This is a genomic window from Synechococcus sp. R70.1 (assembly GCF_047461675.1).
Classification (GTDB): Bacteria; Cyanobacteriota; Cyanobacteriia; order Thermostichales; family Thermostichaceae; genus Thermostichus.
The window spans coordinates 1-19938 of the sequence record NZ_JANSHR010000021.1 but is presented as its reverse complement, the minus strand read 5'-3'; the positions used below and the strand labels follow the sequence as shown (position 1 = coordinate 19938).

Below are 19938 nucleotides of genomic sequence, written 5' to 3'. Positions count from 1 at the left end.
CAGGCCGCCTGCCCTATTCCGCTGCTGTTGCCGCATATTCCAGCTCTTCTTCTGCCACCCTCAAGGGTGCCTCCTCGACCTGTTCCGCCTGTCCTTGCTTGGCAGCCCGCAGTTGCTCGCGGTACTTGGCTGCCATTTCCTCGGCTTTCTCGTAAACCAGCTTGGGATCCCGCAGCATATCGCCGGGATTGGGCTCCAGCTGCTTAGTTGATAGCGAGATCCGGCCCCGCTCCGCGTCCAGGTCGATGATCATCACCTTCACTTCGTCGTTGACGTTAAAGACGCTGTGGGGTGTGTCGACGTGCTCGTGGGAGATCTCGGAAATGTGCAGCAAGCCGGAAACGCCGCCAATGTCAATGAAAGCACCGTAGGGCTTGATGCCGCGCACCGTGCCAACCACCACCTCGCCCACCTCTAGCTTGTTCATCTTCCGCTCCACTAAAGCCCGGCGATGGCTCAACACCAAGCGGTTGCGGTCTTCGTCCACCTCGAGAAACTTCAAGGGCAGCTCCTCGCCCACTAGCTCTTCCTTGGGCTTGCGGGTGCTGATGTGGGAGCCGGGGATAAAACCGCGCAGCCCCTCGATGCGCACCAGGGCGCCCCCGCGGTTGGTGGCAAAAATGGTGGCCCGCACCGTGGCATCCTCTTTTTGGAGCTGGCGCACCCGTTCCCACGCCCGCATGTACTCAATGCGGCGGATGGAGAGGGTCAGCTGCCCCTCCTCGTTCTCTTCAGTAAGGATGAAGAACTCGCGCGTCTCTCCGGGCTGGAGTACCTCGTGGGGATCTTCCACCCGGCTGATAGACATCTCCTGCAGCGGCAAGAAGGCAGCGGTTTTGGCCCCAATGTCGATTAACGCGCCACCCGGTTCCACCGAAAATACTGTGCCGGTTACAATTTCGCCGGGGCTGAAGCGATAGTCGTACTTGTCTAGGAGAGCGGCAAAGTCCTCGGTGGTAAAACCCACGTCGGCAGCAGCGGTAACTCGAGTCATAGGGGCTTACTAGCAGAGCAGTTGCGCAAGTTCAAACCACAGCCAGACCTAGACTAGGAGAAGGCATGGGCATGCCTCCACCTTCACACCCAAAAGGGTAGGTCCTGGAAACACTATCCTAGCTCAAGGAAGAAGCTTTTGTAGCAAATTTCCTCGCCCTCCTGCCAAGCTAGTAAGAAAGTGGCCCAGGGAGCGTTAGGAGAAAGGCAGTTGCATTTCATTGACCAGGTGGAGATTGAGGTGCAGGGGGGAAATGGGGGGGATGGCATTGTGGCCTTCCGCCGCGAGAAGTACGTGCCTGCCGGCGGACCCTCGGGCGGCAATGGGGGGCGGGGCGGCTCGGTGATCCTAGTGGCAGATCCGGGGCTGCAGACTTTGCTGGACTTTCGCTTCCAGCCAGTCATCAAAGCCGAAAACGGCTCAAAAGGAGGGCCCAACCAGCGCACGGGGGCCAGCGGGGCGGATCGGCTGGTGCGGGTGCCCTGTGGCACGATGGTGTTCAACGCGGAAACGGGCGAGCTCCTTGGAGATCTGGTGCAGCCAGGGGATCAGCTGCTGGTGGCCCGGGGCGGCAAAGGGGGCTTGGGCAACGCCCACTTCTTGAGCAACCACGATCGCGCCCCCCGCCGTTTTACTAGGGGCCAGCCGGGGGAGCGGGTGCGGCTGCGCCTGGAGCTGAAGCTCATTGCTGAAGTGGGGATCGTCGGCCTGCCTAACGCCGGCAAGTCAACCTTGATTTCCGTGATCTCCTCCGCCCGGCCTAAGATTGCCGATTACCCCTTCACCACGCTACAGCCCAATTTGGGGGTGGTGCCCCATCCCTCGGGCGATGGGGTGGTGTTTGCCGATATTCCCGGCCTCATTGAGGGAGCCCACCGAGGGGTGGGACTGGGGCATGACTTTTTGCGCCATGTGGAGCGCACGCGGCTGCTGATTCATTTGGTGGACGGCGCGGCGGCCGATCCTGTCAGGGCTTACCAAGTTGTGCAGCAGGAGTTGCGCGCCTACGGCCACGGGCTCATCGACAAGCCGCAGATTGTGGTTTTAAACAAAATCGACGCCCTCGAGCCGCAGGAGGTTGTCGAGCGCACCCAGCGGCTTGCAACCGCCGTCGGCGCTCCAGTCTTGGCCATCTCGGCAGTGGCCAGGCAGGGTTTGGATGCTCTCCTGCAGCGAGTGTGGCAGAGTCTGGGCCGGGATCCAGAGCCCCCTCGACCTGGGGGCAAGATCCAGCTAGCGGCGCCTCAAGAGAAGCCTAGAATAGGAGTGCCCCCGCTTCCCCCAAGCCCAGAGATGAGTGGCTATGTACGTCTCCGAGGAGGATCTGCCACCCGACTTGCGCCAGATTAAGCGGGCCGTTGAGCAGGCGACGCAGGCAAGGGCAGGATCCTGTCTGGAGCTGGCAATGCTGCTGCGCCTGTTGGAGGATCTGCACCGCACCATTTTGGAGGGAGCCTTCCAAGAAGCTTTGCCCAACACCCGGCAAGAGCTCTATCAAGTGCTTCAAGAACTAGAGGAGGCAGGTGACTGGCCCTACCTGCCGCGTTTGCACATCCAGGCGCTGATGCAGCAGCTCAAAGACTGGCCGCAGAGCTCCCTGTCGGTGCCGCCCACCCCTCGTCCTGTGGTGGAGGTCTCGGAAAGCCGTTCTGAGTCTTGATGTTTTCTGATGGCCGAATACTTCAAGCTCCATCCCCAACACCCCCAGCCCCGCTCCATCCAGCGCATTGCAGCCGCGCTCCGCGAGGGGGCGGTCATGCTTTATCCCACCGACACGGTCTATGCCATCGGCTGCGATGTCACTCACAAGCAGGCAGTGGAGCGGGTGCGGCACATCAAGCGGCTTTCTAACGACAAGCCTCTTACCTTTCTGTGCCCTTCGCTTTCCCAGATTGCTCAGTATGCCCAGGTGAGCGATCCCGCCTATCGGCTGATGCGGCGGCTGATCCCTGGCCCGTTTACGTTTTTGTTGCCAGCCACCAAGCTGGTGCCTCGGTTGGTGATGGATCCCAAGCGAAAGACCACTGGCATCCGCGTGCCCGATTCGGCCATCTGTCAGGCGCTGTTGGCCGAGTTGGGTAACCCCATCGTCTCCACCTCGGCCAAGCTGGGCAGGGATCCCATCGGCTCGTTGGAGGTGGGCTTTGATCCGGCAGCGGATTGGGAGGAAGGGGGAATCTTTACCGCCGAGGAAATGCGCCAGTTGGAGAAGCAAGTGGATCTGATAGTGGATGACGAGGCTCCCTATCGGGCCCAGGTCTCGACCGTCATCGATCTCACAGGGCCGGAGCCGCTGCTGGTGCGGGCCGGGCTGGGCTACAAGCAGGTGGCGGATCTGCAGTGGGCAAAAGAGCCGGGCAATTGAGGCACAGACCCTGGGTTTTCCGCCTAGCTGCTTGCTCCTAGAATAGGGTCGTCCTGCCGGTGTGGTCCCATGCCTGAAACCTTAGCTGAAAAAAAGTCGGCGCTGTTGCAGCTTTTGGAGACGACCGACCGGGGCCGCAGGGTTTCCCCTAGCCAAAAAAACCAGATTCTGGCTCACATTGCCGCCCTAGAAGTCCTCAACCCTACCCCTAACCCCCTAGCAGCTCCTGAACGGTTGGAGGGGACTTGGCTGAACCTGTTCACCACTAGCGCCGCTTTGTTGCGTCTGGCCCCTTTGCCCCTTTTGACCACCGGCGAGATCTATCAGTGCATTCGAGCCCAAAAGAGCCAAGTCTTTAACGTGGCCGAAATCCAGGGATCCGGCTGGCTGCCGCGGGGGATCTTGGCGGTGGCAGCCCGCTTCTATCCGGCATCGGAACGGCGGGTCAAGGTGCTGTTCGAGCGGCTGCTTGTGGGACTCCAGGCGTTGATGAGCTACGAGATCGAGAGTTTTCTCTATCTGCTCGAACGGGATCCCGACCGGATCCCGGCTATCAAGATTGACCTGGGTTGTCGCAAGCCAACGGGCTGGCTGGATATCACCTATTTGGACGAGGATCTGCGGATTGGCCGTGGCAGCCAAGGGAGTCTCTTCGTGCTCAGGCGGGTGGGCGAAGGCAGTAGCTAGCTGGAGACGCACTACCCCACGGCTAAAGCCGGGGGTCTTCACCTCGCGTTTTCTCGATGAGAGCGAAGCTGATCTCACAGAGGGTCTCCAGGGCCCGGTAGGACGCTTGCAACGCCTGCAACTTCTCTTGGGACTGTTCCAGTTGCCGGGCCCATTCCTCTTGTTGAGAGTGCAGCTTTTGGTTTTCCCATTTGGTGCATTGCAGAAGGCGCTCGAGTTGCTGCTGCCGCTGCTGGAGCTGGGCTTGCTCTGCTTTTGCCTGCTGTAGTTGGATCCCTTGGCGTTCCAATTCTGCCTCCAGGGCAGCAACTTGGGATTGCAGCTGGCGCAGCGCTTGCTCTGGGCTAGGCTTGGGTCGTAGTCGCGGCTGGCCGCCGTGATCGGCAGGATCAAACGGAGATAGAGCTTCTAGCAGCGCTTCTCGGAAGCTGCCCCAAGAGGTCGACTGCAACGCCAGCCGGGCCAGCCACCAAACCCCATAGGCAGCCCCCAGCCCAGCCACTAGGCCAGGGATCCCAGCCAAGGAGAGGGAAATCTTGGGCAGAGTCGGCAGGATCTGATCCAGCAGAGCCACCACCCCGGCGAAGACGAGGAGCCCGCTCCCTGCAGCAGCAGCACCGGAGATCCAAAAGGAGCGGACCAGCTTCGTCATCGGGTAGGCCAAGACACTAGCCCTGAGGGACTCATACAACGCCTGCCACCCCCCAGTTTATCTCGTCGCTCTTGCTAGGGCACCTGCCAAGCTCGTTGGTGATAGCTCTCCAAGGAGGCCCAGGGATCCGCTGCCCCTGCGGGGGCATGGTGGTGTTCAGAGTGATGGTGGTGAGGACCGTGCCCATGGGAGTGATGGTCATGGTCGTGGGGATGAGGATGGAAATGTCCTGCTCCCAGCTCTGCGCTCACCGCCAGGCGAAACTTGCAGAGGTGGCAGTTCCCTGGAGTTTGGCCCTGGAGAGCCTCCTGCTCCAGTTGCTGCAGGGTGTGCAGCACCGTATCCACTATGCCCAATTCTGGCAGCATCAGCCAGTCAATCTCGGGGTGGCAGCGCCGCTGCTCCTGCACTGCTGCCTCGATTCTTTTCACCAGTACCCCTGTAAAGAGAAAATAGGGCAACACGAGAACCCGGCGCGGCTGCCAAGAGAGGGCTCGCTGCAACCCCACGGGCAGGCGCGGATGGGTAATGCCGATAAAGCAAGTCTCCACGGCCGCAAACCCCGACCCTTCCCAGAGCAGTCGAGCCAGCTTACAGGCTTCGGCGTTGGCTTCGGGATCGCTGGAGCCGCGGCCGACAAAGAGCAGCACCGTCTCCGCTTCCGGGATCCGCTGCGGCTGGGCGGCCAGCAAAGTGGCCATTCGCTCCCGCAGCATTTGCAAGATCTCAACGCGGATCCCCAGCGGCGCGCCGTAGTGGACGCGCAACTGCGGGTGGAGGGCCTGGAGGCGATCCAGCTCTGTGGTCACGTCGAACTTGTTGTGGCGCGCCCCAAACAGCAATAGCGGCAGAGCCACGATCTCCTGCCACCCCTGGGCCAAGCAGTGTTCCACCCCTTGGGCAATGGTCGGCTGGGCCAGCTCCAGAAAGCAAGGGATCACCGGCCGATGGGGGGTAAGAGCTTGGTAGGTCTGGGCCAGCTCCAGGAAGGCTTGCTGTCCCTCCGGGTCACGGGATCCGTGGCCGATGAGCAACAAGGGCAAGGACGCAGAAGGGGACTGCCCAACGGTAGGGGAAGGAGAAAAACTGAGGGTACTCAACACGAAAACTCCGTTCCTTGGGAATTGCAAAGGTCCAGGAAAAAGCAGGTGGGTGTTTTCGCTGAGGGAGCGGATTGGCGCCCCACTTTCCCCAGCCTGCCTGGGCCTTTTAGGCTAGCCTGCCGCTAGTTGTTCACCAAGGCCCCCCAGGGGGATTGCCGCCTCCAGGGAGATAATTCCAAACCCTTGTCCTGATCCCTAACTTCCTTCTCTCCGAGCAAGAGGGGCTGGGGGTGAGGGCTGAAAGTGCCGCAGGCGCAGGGCATTGGCCACCACCGAGACAGAGCTGAAGGCCATGGCTGCCCCCGCCAACATGGGGTTGAGCAGCCAGCCGGTGAAGGGATAGAGCGCCCCGGCAGCAATGGGGATCCCCAGGACGTTGTAGATAAAGGCAAAGAAGAGGTTTTGGCGAATGTTGGCAAGGGTAGCCCGGCTAAGTTGGATGGCGGCAGCCACACCCCGCAAATCGCCCGATACCAGGGTAATGTCGGCGGTGGCCATGGCCACGTCCGTGCCCGTCCCCATGGCGATCCCCACATCGGCCTCAGCCAGGGCCGGCGCATCGTTAAGGCCGTCTCCCACCATCACCACCCGCCCCTGAGGCCGCCTAAGCTGGCGAATCAAGGCTGCCTTCTGCTCAGGACGGACTTGGGCAATGACTCGCCGGATCCCGACCTGCCGGGCAATGGCTTGGGCAGTGGTGGGGTTGTCGCCAGTCAGCATAACCACCTCCAGCCCCATCTGGTGCAGCTGCTGCACAGCTTCAGCGGAAGTGGGCTTTAGCGGATCGGCAATGGCCAGCAGTCCCAGAAAACTCTCCCCTCGAGCCACGCCAATGACCGTTTTGCCCTCGTTCTCCCAAGCTTGAGCCCGCTCCTTGCTGGCGGGATGGCAAGGGATCCCCATCGCCTGCAGCCAGCTCAGCCGACCAACACGCACCGGCTGTCCCTCTACCCAGGCTTCTATCCCCTCGCCTACTCTTGCCTGGAAGTTCTGGGCTGGCGGGAGCGCGATCCCTTCTGCTTCGGCTTTTTGCACCACTGCCCGGGCTAGCGGATGTTCTGAGTACTGTTCTGCCGCAGCCGCTAGACGCAACAGCCCTAGGGGAGAGGAGGCTGGAGTCCAGATATCGGTAACAGCGGGACGGCCAGCGGTGAGAGTGCCGGTTTTGTCCAAGACCACGGTGGCGAGGCGATGGGCCAAAACCTCCAAGCTCTCAGGCCGCTTCACCAGGATCCCCAGCTCTGCTCCTCGCCCTATGGCCACCTGGATCGAGGTGGGGGTGGCCAAACCCAAGGCACAAGGGCAGGCAATGACCAGCACCCCAACGGCATTGACCAAAGCCAACGTTGGCTTGCCCGCCAGCCCCCACCAGAGCCCAAACGTTACCGCCGCCACTCCAATGACCGCCGGCACAAACCACGAGGTCACTCGATCTGCCACCTGCTGAATGGGAGCTTTGGATCCCTGAGCTTCCTGCACCAGGCGCACGATCTGGGCCAAAAGCGTATCTTTGCCTACCCGCTGGGCCTTCATGACAAAGCTGCCTGTCTGGTTGAGAGTGGCCGCGATAACCTCATCCCCCACCGATTTGACGACAGGCAGGCTTTCCCCGGTTACCATCGACTCATCTATCGCCGAGGAGCCTTCCAGGATTACACCGTCCACCGGCACCTTCTCGCCGGGGCGCACGCGGATGCAATCTCCTACTTGCACCTCCCCAATTGGGATCTCCTGTTCCACCCCCTGGCGAATTACCCTTGCGGTTTTGGGCTGCAGCCCCATCAGCTTGTGGATGGCCTCGGAGGTTTGGGCTTTGGCCCGCTGCTCCATCCACTTGCCCACCAGCACCAGCGTGACGACCACGGCCGCTACTTCGTAGTACACCTCGGGGCGCAGCCCTTGCCGGTGGAAGAAGTCGGGAAAGAGGGTGGCAAAAAGGGAATGGAAGAAGGCGGCACTGGTTCCCAAGGCCACCAGGGTGTTCATATCGGCCGTTCGCCGCCGCCAAGCCGCCCAGGCCCCGCGATAAAACGGCTGGCCCACCCAAAACTGCACCGGTATTGTCAGCAGCAACTGCAGCCACGGATCCTGCAGGGGCAAGCCGGGGATCTCCCTCCCCAGCATCATCGGCAACGATCCCACTAGCAGCGCCGTGCTGATGCCTGCTCCTATTGCCGCCTTCAGCTTCCACTCCCGTTCTGCCGCCCGTTGGGCAATCCGCTCGAGATCCGTCGGCTCCAGCAGTTGCCAATCGTCTTGGAGGAGGTGGGCCCGATACCCCGCCTGCTCCACTGCCCGGATTAGGGCTTGGGGGCTCACCAGCCGGGGATCCCCTTGAACAATCGCCTGTTCGCTGGCAAAGTTCACCGTTTGCGCCGTCACCCCTGGCACCTGGCCCAGCGCCCGTTCAATGCTGACAGCGCAGGAGGCACAGCTCATCCCTTGGATGGCCAAGCGCCAAGTGCCGGCAGCAGATGGGGCAGAGGGGTTGGGGATACCAGAATCAGACATGGCTGCCCTCCGAGTAAAAGCAACGCCAAAGCCTCCTTCCTCCCAACAATGAGGAAAACCCCAGCCGGGAGCTCTGTCCTGCCGACGTCGCTACGCCGGCGGATAGCCCACTTGGGCAAGCACCTGCCGCCAGTCCGTGTCCGTCTGCGCAGAAACAATCCGCACCTGCTTAGTCTTGGGATCCGCTTCCACTTGGGCCTGGGGATCCCGTTGCCGCACCGCCTGGGCAATGGTCTCCACACAAGCCGAGCAGGCCAGCTTGGGCACCGTCAAAACAACCTGCATCCTGAAAAGCCTCTACACCTCCATAGCTCGATGCTAAACCTTGCAGGAGGCTAGAAGGTCAAGGGGAAGGAGGGGGATCGTCCAGGTTCCAGCGGTAGTCCACTTGGTAGCCCCGCTGGCGCCACTCTTCTTCCAGTTGCAACTGTTGGGTGAGGGCCTTGCGCAAAGAAGTGATCAGCTCCTGCGTGCGGCCGCGGTTGCCAAAATCCTGTTCCTCGACTGCCGGAAACGTCTGCCGCTCCAAAACCCGCAGCAGAAACTCATAGTGGATGTGGGCTGGCACCGGAATCCGTTTCATCGATCTAGAAGGGGATCCATCTTGGTGGCTGGCGAAAAGTTTACGGGGACAACAGGGAGCGCACCCCTTGGCCAGGATCTGGCTGCGTGACCAGCGCTTCCCCCACCAGCACGGCGCGCACCCCCCAGGCCTGCAACTGCTGCAGATCGGCGAAGGTGTGGATGCCAGACTCGCTGACCACCGGCAGATCTCCCAGGCGATCCCGGTAGGCGGCTAGGAGGTTGCGTGTCGTCCTTAAGTCGACTGTAAAGGTTCTCAAGTCGCGATTGTTGATGCCAATCAACACCCGCCCCTTGGCCTGTTGCAGTTGCGGCAAGGCTAAGACTCGCTCCAGCTCCTGAGCGGTATGCACCTCCAGCAAAGCCGCCATGCCCAACCGCTGAACGAGCTTGAGGAAGTAGCCCAAGTCGGCATCCGAGAGAATGGCGGCAATCAGCAGCACCGCATCCGCTCCTAGGCTGCGGGCCCAGAGGATTTGGTAGGGGTAGAGGATGAACTCCTTGCAGAGGATGGGGATCCCTACTGCCTGGCGGATCTGGCGCAGGTACTCGCCGCTGCCCTGAAAAAACCGCTCATCTGTAAGCACCGATAGGCAACTGGCCCCCCCTGCTTCATAGCTGCGGGCAATGGCCACTGGGTCAAAGGGATCCCGGAGGATGCCGCGGCTAGGAGAGGCCCTTTTCACCTCAGCGATGAGAGAGACGGGGTGGGGGGATTGGGTGAGAGCGGCCACGAAATCCCGCACGGGGGGAGCCTGCTCCAGTTGCCGTTGCAATTCCTTGAGGGGAAGCTGCTCCCGCTGGCGCTCCACCTCCTGCTCTTTGTGCCAGACAATGGCTTCCAAAATGTGGCGCGGCTCAGCCTCGGGCGCTGCTATCTGGTAGACCTGCGAGGCGACCACCACCGCTGGGGCAGGGGAACGCCGACGAATAGCAAGCGGTTCACTCTGCAGCTCCATATCGCCCCTGACCAGAACCTTTCACCTCACCCTAGATCACTCTAGGGCTAAGCGGCCAGTTTGAATAGCTACTCCAGGTTTCCCCAAGCAGCCTCTGGCAAAGGCGTTTTTTTTACCCTATCGTTGAGGTTGGGATCAGCAACCGAGATGGCGGGTTAACCTGCAAGTCGAGCGGCGGCCCTAAAGCAGGATTGAGGTTATTGCGGTCCACGTTTGAGGGGGTTAGGCGTGCTGTACCTAGCAGAGCTCTCCAAGCCACTTGGATTTGCCAAGTCGTCTCTGCAACTACTAGCTAAGCAACAGCAGGACAACACCTGGGTGGCCGTCAACGAAGAATCCATCACCCTGGATGGCCGCATTGCTCAAGAAGCCGGGCGCTTCAAGGATGGGGCGCTGGTGCTAGCAGAGGTCTCTGGCAACCGTCAGGTAACTCGCATCAGCGAAGCTGCTCGCCAAGTGGTAACCTACCTGCAAAGTTTCAGCCAACTTCAGCAAAAAGTCCGCAGCCAAGAGGAAGAGATCGAGAATTGGCGCAAGTCCCTCACCTTTCAGGCCCAAGAGCTCACCCGCCGCGAGATGGAGCTGGCTGCCCAAGAAGAGGAGGTGCAGCGGCTGGAAGAGGAGGTGCAGCGGCTGTACGAGCAATACAAAGCAGTCGAGGAGGAGCGCAAACTTCTGGAGAGTCTCAAAGAGGAGCTGACCAACCAGCAAGCCTATCTGGCTGAGCAACAGCGCCTGATTGGAGAGCAGCGAGAAGCTCTCAACCGACAGCGGCAGGAACTGGAAGCTCGCTCCAGCCGCCTCAGGGAAGCTGAAGCAGCCCAGCTCCGGGCTTTGTTGCAAGAGGTTCAGGAACATTTAAGTTTCCCTACGGCGCCCCTGGATCTTCTGCAAAGCTTGAAAAGCCAGGTTCAGCAGCAGCAGGAGCACTTCCACCACCAGATGGCCCAACTGGAGCAGGAGCGACAGCAAGCCCAACTTTGCCAGGAGGGGCTGGAGCGGGACTACCAAGCCTGGCGAGAGCGCCGCGCTGCCTGGTGGGGATCCCGCCATGCCCTCGAGCAAAGCCAGGCTAGCTGGCAGGTTCAGCGGCGATCCCTGCAGCTTTACCAAGAGCAACTGCAGAGGATCCTCCAGCAGTTGCACTCTCAGGAGAGCCTCCAGCAAAAAGCCTACCGTTTGGTTCAGGAGTACGACTTCATCGTTGACGGTAGCCGCAACGGAGGGGAGGAGGTGGCAGTCTCAGTGGAGGAGCTGGCGGCTTTGGTTAGCCAAATGCGCCGAGACTACGAGCAGCGGGCGGCCCAGGTTAGCCAGCAGCGGGCTGAGCTGGAGCAGAACCGGCAAACCTTACAGGGGTTACAAGCGCGGCTGGCCACCGCCTCTCCCGAGGAACGGTTTGACCTCGAAATGGAGATCGACTACGCCCAGGCTGCCTGTAGCGCCCTAGAAGAAGCTCTGCTGCCCCAAGAGAAAAACCTGCAGCGGGAGTACGAGGAACTAGCCCGCCACGAGGCTCGCCTCAAGCAGCTACAGAATCAGGCTGCCGCTCCGGTTCGAGTGGATATTGGCCCCCTCCTGGGACAGATGGCCGAGCAAAAGCAGGAGCTGCTCCAGGAAAAAGACCGCCTGCAAACGCTTGTCCACCAACTGGAAGCTTCTCTCTCAGCTCAACAGGAGCAACTGGCCCGCCAACAGCAGGACCTGGAGCAGGCGTGGCAACACCTAGAGCAAGAGGAGGAGGCCCTGCGGGCCCGGGCCCGGGCAATGGCCGAAACCTGGGGGCGCCTCAACCAACTGCAAGCTGCGCTTGCTGCTGAGCAGGAGCGCTGGGCAGAGTGGGCAGGGTATCTGGGGCAGTTGGAGGCGGAGCTGAGTCGATACCAAGAAGGGAGCTCCAGCGCCTGGGCTCACCTCCAGCAGGTGCAGGCCCTCTTGGCTGGCCTTGCCCAGGGATAAGCCTTAAGCCTGTCCTAGAGCCTAAGCTCCTTCTAGGGAGCGCGGGGGCAAAGCCGGGATCCTCTTCCTCGCTTGTTGGTTTCAGCAGTTTTTACTTATGTCCACCCCTTCCACTAGCAGCGAAGCCGCTCAACGGGCTGCCCGCCTAGAAAAGGTCCGCCACCTGCAGGAGCAAGGGATCCTGCCCTATGCCTATTCTTTTCCCGTTACCCACCTAGCTGCCGAGTTGCAGGCGCAATTTGCTGACCTGGAGCCTGGCGGGGAGCGGGAGGATGTCCAGGTGGCCGTGGCTGGGCGAATCCGGGCGCGGCGAGTGATGGGTAAACTCGCTTTCTTGACTCTGCAAGATCGCTCTGGCACCATCCAGCTTTACCTGGAGAAGCAGCGGCTAACAGAGCGCATGGGGGAGGTGGCTTTCAAGAACCTAGACAAGCTCATCGACGTGGGCGACTGGCTGGGGGCCAGGGGCTGCCTCAAGCGCACCGAAAAAGGGGAGCTGTCGGTGTGGGTGGACGAATACCAGATCCTGACCAAGGCCCTGCTGCCTCTGCCTGACAAGTGGCACGGCCTGCGGGATGTGGAAAAACGCTACCGCCAGCGCTACGTCGATCTCATCGTCAACCCCGAGGTCAAACAGACCCTGCTCGACCGCGCCAAGATCATCCGCTCCCTGCGGCAGACCCTGGAAGAGCGAGGCTTTGTGGAAATTGAAACGCCGGTGTTGCAGGTCATCCCCGGGGGGGCAGAGGCGCGGCCTTTTGTAACCCACCACAACGCCCTGAATCTAGATCTCTACCTCCGTATTGCCACCGAGCTGCACCTGAAGCGGCTGGTGGTAGGCGGGATCGAGCGGGTTTACGAAATTGGGCGGGTCTTTCGCAATGAGGGGATCTCCACCCGCCACAACCCGGAATTTACCTCCCTGGAGGCCTACCAAGCCTTTGCTGACTATCACACGATGATGGAGCTCACCGAAACCTTGGTGTGCAACGCCGCCCTGGCTGTGCGGGGATCCCTGCAGCTTACCTACCAAGGGGAAGCCATCGACCTCACCCCCCCCTGGCGACGGGTGACGATGCAAGAGCTGGTGGAAGAGGCCACTGGCATCTTCATCGATGTAGAAAAAGAGTGCTCTGAGGAGCTCTTGCCCGCCTTGGCCGCGCAAGGGATCCCCAATCTCTCACCCCAGGACTCTCCTGGCCAGTTGCTGGTCAAGGCCTTTGAGCACTGCTGTGAAAGCCGCCTACGCCAACCCACCTTTGTCCTGGACTATCCCCTGGAGGTATGTCCGCTCACCAAGCCTCACCGCAGCAAGGCGGGGCTAGCCGAGCGCTTTGAGCTGTTCATTGTTGGGCGGGAGACCGCCAACGCCTACTCGGAGCTCACCGATCCGGTGGATCAGCGGCGGCGGCTGGAGGCCCAGGCAGCCCTAAAGGCAGCTGGCAAGGAAGAAGCCCACTTTCTTGACGAAGACTTCCTCACGGCTCTGGAATATGGCCTTCCTCCCACGGGCGGTCTTGGCCTAGGCATTGACCGCCTGGCGATGCTGCTCTGCGATGCTCCCAGCATTCGGGATGTCATTGCCTTTCCCCTGCTGCGGCCCGAAAGCTCCGCCCAAGAAAAAGCCCCCGAATAGGGGCCTAGGCTTGCAGAAGGGCTTTACATCATTACATCATTCCCGGCTTACTCGGGCGGCCTTTGGCCGGCTTGGGCTCCGGCTTCTCGACGACCACGGCCTCCGTGGTGAGGTACATGGCGGCAATGGAAGCCGCATTTTGCAGGGCCAAGCGCACCACCTTGGCCGGGTCTACAATCCCGCGGGCAAACATGTCCACATACTCGGCGGTCAGGGCGTCGAGGCCGTAGGGCATCTCTTGCTCCAGAACCTTTTCCACCACTATTGATCCCTCCAGCCCAGCGTTGTGGGCAATCTGATAGAGCGGCGCCCGCACGGCCTGGTAGACGATGTCTGCCCCCACCTGCTCTTCGGCATTCAACTTGGCCTTAAAGTCTGGGATCCCCTTGGAAAGGTGGAGCAGTGTCACCCCCCCGCCAGGGACGATCCCTTCCTCCACGGCTGCTCGCGTGGCGTTGAGAGCATCTTCAATGCGCAGCTTGCGGTCTTTGAGCTCGGTCTCGGTGGCAGCTCCCACCTTGATGACCGCCACTCCGCCAACCAGCTTGGCAATTCGCTCCTGCAACTTCTCGCGGTCGTACTCAGAATCGGTGGTCTCCAGCTGCTTGCGGAGCTGAGCTACCCGCTTTTCTACGGCCGCCTTAGTACTGCCATCGGTAACAATGGTGGTCTTGTCGCGGGTAACCGTGATCTTGCGGGCCGACCCCAGCATGTCCAGAGTGACATTCTCCATCTTGACGCCAATTTCCTCCGAGATGAGCCGGCCCCCGGTGAGGATGGCAATGTCCTCCAGCATGGCCTTGCGCCGCTCCCCAAAGGAGGGAGCCTTCACCGCCACCGCACTCAACACTCCCCGCAGCTTGTTGACCACTAGGGTAGCCAGGGCTTCTCCCTCCACATCTTCGGCAATCACCAGTAAGGGCCGCCCCTCCCGGGCCAGCCGCTCCAGCAGAGGCACCAGCTCCTGCACGTTGGAGAGCTTGTTGCTCGTGATGAGCAGATAGGCGTTTTCGTATTCCGCTACCATCCGCTCGGTATCGGTGATGAAGTAGGGAGAGATGTAGCCGCGGTCAAACTGCATTCCCTCCACTACTTCCAACTGGGTTTCCATCGACTTGGACTCTTCGACCGTGATCACCCCCTCTCGCCCCACCGCATCCATGGCCTTGGCGATCATCTCGCCTACCTCGCTGTCGTTACCGGCAGAGATAGTGGCCACCTCGGTGATGGTCTTGCGATCCTCCACCCGTTTGGCCTGGGCGGCAATTTTCTCCACCAGGTAGGCGGTGGTCTTTTCAATGCCGCGCCGCAGGGCTACAGGGTTAGCTCCTGCCGCAACGTGCTTTAGCCCCTCCTGGATCATGCTCTGGGCCAGGATGGTGGCTGTACTGGTGCCATCCCCGGCCGCGTCGTTGGTTTTGCTGGCCACCTCCCGCATCAACTGGGCACCGGCATTTTTCAAGGGATTGGCCAACTCAATTTCTTTAGCAATTGTTACTCCGTCGTTAACAATCTGAGGAGCGCCAAATTTCTTCTCTAGAACCACATTGCGCCCCTTAGGGCCAATCGTAACCTTGACTGCGTTTGCTACTTGATTGATGCCCTCTTCTAGAGCCTTGCGGGCCTCTTCCTTAAACAAAATCTGCTTTGCCATAGAATCCCTGATCCTCGCTATCTCAACTAGCAACTAGGCCACTTGTTCTAAGTGCTACCGGGCAGAGCGGGATCCTGCGAGGTCGACAGCGATCCCTTCCCTTGGCTAGGTCAAGAGTTAGCACTCTGGAACCTCGAGTGCTAATCTAGCCCAAAGGCGGCAGCCTCAGCAAGATGGCCTGGATGCAGAGATAGCAGGCGGAAGCAGGGAACACTCACGAACTGTCGCTGATGAGGATGTCAGGAAACTGGGCTTGGGCTTCGCTAATGGGGCGGTCGCGCCCACCATTTTGCCAGTAGTTGATGAGCTCAGTGGCTTGGTTGAGCAAGTTGATGCGATCTTCTTCACTAATCCAGCTTTTGCTTTCCAGTTCAGCCTTAAGCTGTTCCCAAGCATCATCTCGGGGCCAGAAGAAGTAGCGGGTGAGAGGACTGCGGTTTTTGGCCACTACTTGATCCACTGCAATGGCCAAATCGTTTTGCAGCCACAAAGCTTTTAGGGCAAATTTCGGCAAGGCTTGTTTCTCCCTAGATAACGACAAGATACAAGCCCGACCTGAGCCGGGCAGAGTTCTATTGTAAACTACCCGCCCTCAGGTAGAAGGCGGTGCTCCCTCCCGGCTGGGTGGGGCTATTGAGGAGCTGGCCTAGCTCTGCCCTTTTTCTTGCGGAGCCTGAAGGGTAGGATGGGGGAGAGGAATGCCTACAGCCAGCTTTAATGGACGACAAGACCGCCCTAGAAACCCTCTCCGTGGTCATGACCACCGTGGGCTCCGAAGCCGACGCCCATCGCCTGGCCCACACCTTAGTGGCCGAGCGCTACGTGGCCTGTGCCCAGGTGCTGCCCCCGATGACCTCCTACTACCGCTGGCAGGGATCCCTGCGGACAGAGAAAGAATACTTGCTGCTGCTTAAGTTGCCCAGCAGGGCTTATCCCCGCCTGGAACAGCGGCTGCGGGAGCTCCACCCCTACCAGGAGCCGGAGATCCTGGCTCTGCCGGCTGCTCAGGTAAGCGCTACCTATCTGGCGTGGGCCCGAGAGCAGGTAGGCTAAGAAGAGCGGTACCCTCTCTAGCATGATTGCCCTCTACCCCGGCAGCTTCGACCCCATCACCTTTGGGCACCTCGACATCATCGAGCGGGCCAGCCGTCTGTTTTCCAAAGTCATCGTTGCAGTCCTGAAAAACCCCAACAAAACGCCTCTGTTTACTCCTGAGCAGCGGCAAGCCCAGATCCTCCTCTCTGTTGCCCACCTAAAAAACGTTGAGGTCGACACCTTTTCCGGCCTGACGGTGGCCTACGCCCGTCAGCGAGGGGCAAAAGTCATTGTGCGCGGCTTGCGGGTGCTATCTGACTTTGATGTCGAGCTGCAGATGGCCCACACCAACAAGCTCCTGGCTCCTGAATTGGAAACCCTTTTCCTTGCTACTGCTAGCGAGCACAGCTTTGTCAGTAGCAGCTTAGTTAAGGAAGTGGCCAAGCTAGGCGGCCCCATTGACCACCTGGTACCCCCGCCGGTGGCTCAAGATCTGCGGGAGCGTTTCCCCTTAACTTGATCCGCTCTGTCCCCAACTACGAAAACAGGGCCTTGAGCTCTTGCAACGTCTTTCTCACCTTGGCCTGGGCAGCTTCCACCTCTGGTTGGTCGTAGGCTTTGGCGGCAAAGTCCAGTTCTTCCAAGCTGCGGCCCATTTCCTTGACCAAGCGCAGCATCTCCCGCTTTTGCTGCTGGGGCAAGGTGTTTGCCAGGCTGGTTAGGGTCTTGCGGGTCAGGCCCATCGGCCCGTGAATGTAGGAGCGGATCTCCAGCCAATCCTCAGCGTCCACCAGGCTCTGCAGCCGCTCTACGTGTTGCTCTAGCTGCTGTAGCTCTCGGGGCAAGGCGGCAGCCGCCTGGACAGGAAGGGATCCCAGCCACAGGCCCAACGTTAGGATGGCAAGTAGCAGCAAACTGCGCCAGCGACGCATCATCCTCCACCTCTCACCTGTCTTCACCGGCTTGACTCTTGGCCATTACTTTCCCAGCAACCATATAGTGTACCTGTTGACTGCCCTCCAGCCCTTGGCTGCTCGGAGGAGAAAAGAGCAAATCGGTTAGCCTAGAACTGTAAAAGAATGTAAACGGCGCTCCCATGCAACGCATCATCCTCATGACTGGCAAGGGAGGGGTCGGCAAGACCTCGATGGCAGCGGCGACCGGCTGGCGTTGTGCCGAGCTTGGCCTAAAAACCCTGGTGCTGAGCACCGATCCGGCCCACTCCCTGGCCGACAGTTTCGACCAGCCCTTGGGCCACGAGCCGGTGGAGGTCAAACCCAACCTCTGGGGAGCGGAGCTGGATGCCCTGCAGGAGCTGGAACTGAACTGGGGATCCGTCAAGGCCTACATCACGCAGGTGTTGCAGGCCCGCGGGCTGGACGGCGTGCAGGCGCAGGAGCTGGCGGTGCTGCCGGGGATGGACGAGATCTTTGCCCTGGTGCGGGTCAACCGCCACTACGACGAAGGCAAGTTCGATGTGCTCATCATCGACTCAGCCCCTACTGGCACGGCTTTGCGCCTCCTCAGCTTGCCCGATGTTTCCGGCTGGTACATGCGCAAGTTCTACAAACCTTTACAGGGGCTGGCGCGGGTGCTGCGCCCTATTGCCGAGCCGATTGTTAAAGGGCTAACCGGGATCCCCCTGCCAGATGACCAGGTGCTAGATGCCCCCTACGAGTTCTACCAGAAGATCGAGCGGCTAGAGCGCATCCTTACCGACAACCGCATCACCTCAGTGCGCCTGGTCACCAACCCCGAAAAAATGGTGATCAAGGAGTCCCTGCGGGCGCATGCCTACCTTAGCCTCTACGGCGTCGCCACCGATTTGGTGATCGCCAACCGCATTTTGCCAGAAGGGGTGGTGGATCCCTACTTTGCCACCTGGAAGGCTGCCCAGCAGAAGTATCGCCAGCAGATCCACGAGGACTTTGCTCCTCTACCGGTGGTGGAGATCCCGCTTTACCCCGAGGAGCTGGTGGGGTGGGACGCCCTGGCCCGCCTGAAAAAGGATCTCTGGGGAGACCGCAACCCGGCGGAGGTGTTCTACGCTGAGCAGACAATGCAGGTGGTTACCGACAACGGCCAGTACCGCCTAGACCTCTACTTGCCCGGGATCCCCAAAGAGCAGGTGGAGCTGAGCAAAACTGGCGACGAGCTCAACATCCGCATTGGCAACCACCGCCGCAACCTGGTGTTGCCCCAGGCTCTAGCGGCCATGAAGCCGGCACGAGCCAAAATGGAAGAGGACTACCTGCGCATTCACTTTGCCGCCTGAGGGAGCTGCTAGCGGGGAGTACCTAACTGGCTGAGCGTTTTCTCTGGAGGCTGTGATGCACCATCCCGCGCATCCATCGCCAACCGTGGCCCCCATCCATGTGGTGGGCGGGGGGCTGGCAGGGACAGAAGCCGCCTGGCAAATCGCCCAACTGGGGGTGCCTGTTATCCTCTCGGAGATGCGCCCTGTGCGGCAAAGCCCGGCCCACCATACGGATCTACTGGGAGAGCTGGTGTGCAGCAATTCCTTCGGGGCCATAGCCAGCGATCGAGCGGCAGGGCTGCTTAAGGAAGAGCTGCGCCAACTGGGATCTCTGGTGATCGCCACCGCGGATCGCCACGCTGTGCCGGCAGGGGGGGCCCTAGCTGTGGATCGGGCTCGCTTTAGCCAGGCCCTAACAGAAGCCATTGCCAACCATCCTCTCATCACCCTGCGCCGGGAGGAGGTGACCGAGATCCCAGAAGGGATAGCTGTCCTCTGCACCGGCCCCCTGACCAGCAAGCCCCTAGCCAAGGCGCTGCAAGCCTTCACCGGCCTGGAATACCTGAGCTTTTTTGACGCTTCCAGCCCCATTGTTACCGGGGATTCCCTCAACCGCACAGTGGTGTTTCAGGCTTCTCGCTACGACAGAGGAGAGGCGGCCTACCTCAACTGCCCTATGACAGAGGCGGAGTACGAGCGCTTCTGGCAGGCGCTGGTGGAGGCAGAACAGGTGCCCCTTAAGGATTTTGAAAAAGAGGAGCGCAAGTTTTTCGAGGGCTGCCTGCCCATTGAAGAAATGGCCCGCCGCGGCAAAGACACCCTCCGCTTTGGGCCCTTGAAGCCGGTGGGGCTGGTGGATCCCCGCACGGGATCCCGGCCCTATGCGGTGGTGCAGCTACGCCAGGAGGACAGAGCAGGCAAGCTGTGGAACCTGGTGGGCTTTCAGACCAATTTGAAGTGGGGAGAACAGCAGCGGGTCTTTCGCCTCATCCCCGGCCTGGAAGCAGCGGAGTTTGTCCGCTTTGGCGTGATGCACCGCAACACCTTTTTGAACTCGCCGCAGCTTTTGCTGCCTACGTTGCAATTTCGCCGCCGTCCGACCCTGTTGGCTGCCGGCCAGTTGGTGGGCACTGAAGGCTACGCCTGCGCCGTGGCGGGGGGGTGGCTGGCCGGACAGAACGCCGCCCGCCTGGCTCTGGGGCTGCCTTTGATCACGTTGCCGCCGGAGACGATGATGGGATCCCTGTTTCAGTTCATCAGCAGCGCCGATCCCAAGTACTTCCAGCCCATGCCAGCCAATTTTGGCCTCTTGCCGGAGCTGGAGGGGCAAAAGGTTCGCAGCAAACAAGAGCGCTATGGTCGTTACCGGGATCGCGCCTTGGCTGCTTTGGCGGCAACGGGGCTGGTGCGCCAGGTGCAAACTGCCTGAGTTCCTTACCCTCCAAGCGCAAACGGCTGGCTAGCCTGGATTGACATACTCCCCGCCCTAAAGGGCATTCGCGACAGCGGGCCGTAGGCCGGGGATTCTCGTTCTTGGTTCCACG

At 60.7% G+C, this 19938-nt stretch carries 20 protein-coding genes; 10 read left to right on the top strand and 10 right to left on the bottom strand.

The annotated features are described in order from the left end of the window. Window positions 1-13: 13 nt before the first annotated feature. Entirely contained in the window at window positions 14-994 is a 981-nt protein-coding gene (locus NW807_RS02460) for a 30S ribosomal protein S1 (RefSeq protein ID WP_414396080.1), read from the bottom strand. Window positions 995-1204: 210 nt separating this feature from the next. On the opposite strand from NW807_RS02460, the gene obgE reads away from it, so the two are divergent. The 4 genes from obgE (at window position 1205) to NW807_RS02440 (ending at window position 4046) form a co-directional block, all read left to right on the top strand. Further along, entirely contained in the window at window positions 1205-2344 is a 1140-nt protein-coding gene (gene obgE / locus NW807_RS02455; RefSeq protein WP_414405207.1) for a GTPase ObgE, read from the top strand. Beyond that, window positions 2298-2654: a hypothetical protein gene (locus NW807_RS02450; protein WP_414396082.1), complete on the top strand. Its 357-nt coding sequence runs from the start codon at window positions 2298-2300 to the stop codon at window positions 2652-2654. Before obgE ends, NW807_RS02450 begins: the two co-directional genes overlap by 47 nt. A 9-nt stretch (window positions 2655-2663) precedes the next feature. Then, window positions 2664-3359 (top strand): L-threonylcarbamoyladenylate synthase, encoded by a 696-nt coding sequence (locus NW807_RS02445; RefSeq protein ID WP_414396083.1) that lies wholly within the window; start codon window positions 2664-2666, stop codon window positions 3357-3359. 69 nt (window positions 3360-3428) lie between these two features. Continuing rightward, window positions 3429-4046 carry a PAP/fibrillin family protein gene (locus NW807_RS02440; RefSeq protein ID WP_414405208.1) on the top strand — a complete coding sequence of 206 codons (618 nt, stop codon included), beginning with the start codon at window positions 3429-3431 and terminating at the stop codon, window positions 4044-4046. Window positions 4047-4068: 22 nt separating this feature from the next. Here NW807_RS02440 and NW807_RS02435 read toward each other — a convergent pair whose 3' ends face one another. From NW807_RS02435 to trpC, 6 genes are all read right to left on the bottom strand, one after another. Beyond that, the gene (locus NW807_RS02435; protein ID WP_414405209.1) at window positions 4069-4698 is read right to left on the bottom strand and encodes a hypothetical protein; all 630 of its coding nucleotides are present in this window, start codon (window positions 4696-4698) and stop codon (window positions 4069-4071) included. 74 nt (window positions 4699-4772) lie between these two features. Then, window positions 4773-5801, bottom strand: a complete 1029-nt coding sequence (locus tag NW807_RS02430; RefSeq protein ID WP_414425200.1) for a sirohydrochlorin chelatase — start codon at window positions 5799-5801, stop codon at window positions 4773-4775. 195 nt (window positions 5802-5996) lie between these two features. Then, a complete protein-coding gene (locus NW807_RS02425) occupies window positions 5997-8312 on the bottom strand; it encodes a heavy metal translocating P-type ATPase (RefSeq protein ID WP_414425199.1) in 2316 nt (771 codons plus the stop codon). A 90-nt stretch (window positions 8313-8402) separates the two neighbouring features. Further along, window positions 8403-8597 carry a heavy-metal-associated domain-containing protein gene (locus NW807_RS02420; protein ID WP_414425198.1) on the bottom strand — a complete coding sequence of 65 codons (195 nt, stop codon included), beginning with the start codon at window positions 8595-8597 and terminating at the stop codon, window positions 8403-8405. Window positions 8598-8655: 58 nt separating this feature from the next. Beyond that, the gene (locus NW807_RS02415) at window positions 8656-8895 is read right to left on the bottom strand and encodes a DUF5340 domain-containing protein (RefSeq protein ID WP_414396092.1); all 240 of its coding nucleotides are present in this window, start codon (window positions 8893-8895) and stop codon (window positions 8656-8658) included. A 40-nt stretch (window positions 8896-8935) separates the two neighbouring features. Then, a complete protein-coding gene (gene trpC / locus NW807_RS02410) occupies window positions 8936-9853 on the bottom strand; it encodes an indole-3-glycerol phosphate synthase TrpC (RefSeq protein ID WP_414396094.1) in 918 nt (305 codons plus the stop codon). Between the two features lie 228 nt (window positions 9854-10081). On the opposite strand from trpC, the gene hmpF reads away from it, so the two are divergent. Next, window positions 10082-11812 (top strand): pilus motility taxis protein HmpF, encoded by a 1731-nt coding sequence (gene hmpF / locus NW807_RS02405; RefSeq protein ID WP_414425197.1) that lies wholly within the window; start codon window positions 10082-10084, stop codon window positions 11810-11812. A 97-nt stretch (window positions 11813-11909) separates the two neighbouring features. Further along, entirely contained in the window at window positions 11910-13448 is a 1539-nt protein-coding gene (gene lysS / locus NW807_RS02400; RefSeq protein WP_414396097.1) for a lysine--tRNA ligase, read from the top strand. A 31-nt stretch (window positions 13449-13479) separates the two neighbouring features. Here the strand turns inward: lysS and groL are convergent, their stop codons facing one another. Next, window positions 13480-15102: a chaperonin GroEL gene (gene groL, locus NW807_RS02395; protein WP_414425196.1), complete on the bottom strand. Its 1623-nt coding sequence runs from the start codon at window positions 15100-15102 to the stop codon at window positions 13480-13482. Between the two features lie 214 nt (window positions 15103-15316). Continuing rightward, window positions 15317-15646, bottom strand: coding sequence for a 30S ribosomal protein PSRP-3 (locus tag NW807_RS02390; protein ID WP_414396119.1), 330 nt, complete (start codon window positions 15644-15646; stop codon window positions 15317-15319). A 173-nt stretch (window positions 15647-15819) separates the two neighbouring features. On the opposite strand from NW807_RS02390, the gene cutA reads away from it, so the two are divergent. After that, window positions 15820-16155, top strand: a complete 336-nt coding sequence (cutA, locus tag NW807_RS02385) for a divalent-cation tolerance protein CutA (RefSeq protein WP_414425195.1) — start codon at window positions 15820-15822, stop codon at window positions 16153-16155. A 22-nt stretch (window positions 16156-16177) separates the two neighbouring features. After that, window positions 16178-16657 (top strand): pantetheine-phosphate adenylyltransferase, encoded by a 480-nt coding sequence (coaD, locus tag NW807_RS02380; RefSeq protein WP_414390724.1) that lies wholly within the window; start codon window positions 16178-16180, stop codon window positions 16655-16657. A 16-nt stretch (window positions 16658-16673) separates the two neighbouring features. Here the strand turns inward: coaD and psbQ are convergent, their stop codons facing one another. Next, window positions 16674-17072, bottom strand: coding sequence for a photosystem II protein PsbQ (gene psbQ, locus NW807_RS02375; protein ID WP_414425194.1), 399 nt, complete (start codon window positions 17070-17072; stop codon window positions 16674-16676). Window positions 17073-17233: 161 nt separating this feature from the next. Between psbQ and NW807_RS02370 the strand changes: the two genes are divergently transcribed. Beyond that, window positions 17234-18412 carry a TRC40/GET3/ArsA family transport-energizing ATPase gene (locus tag NW807_RS02370; protein ID WP_414425193.1) on the top strand — a complete coding sequence of 393 codons (1179 nt, stop codon included), beginning with the start codon at window positions 17234-17236 and terminating at the stop codon, window positions 18410-18412. 55 nt (window positions 18413-18467) lie between these two features. After that, window positions 18468-19823, top strand: a complete 1356-nt coding sequence (gene trmFO / locus NW807_RS02365) for an FADH(2)-oxidizing methylenetetrahydrofolate--tRNA-(uracil(54)-C(5))-methyltransferase TrmFO (RefSeq protein ID WP_414396104.1) — start codon at window positions 18468-18470, stop codon at window positions 19821-19823. Window positions 19824-19938 lie beyond the last annotated feature (115 nt).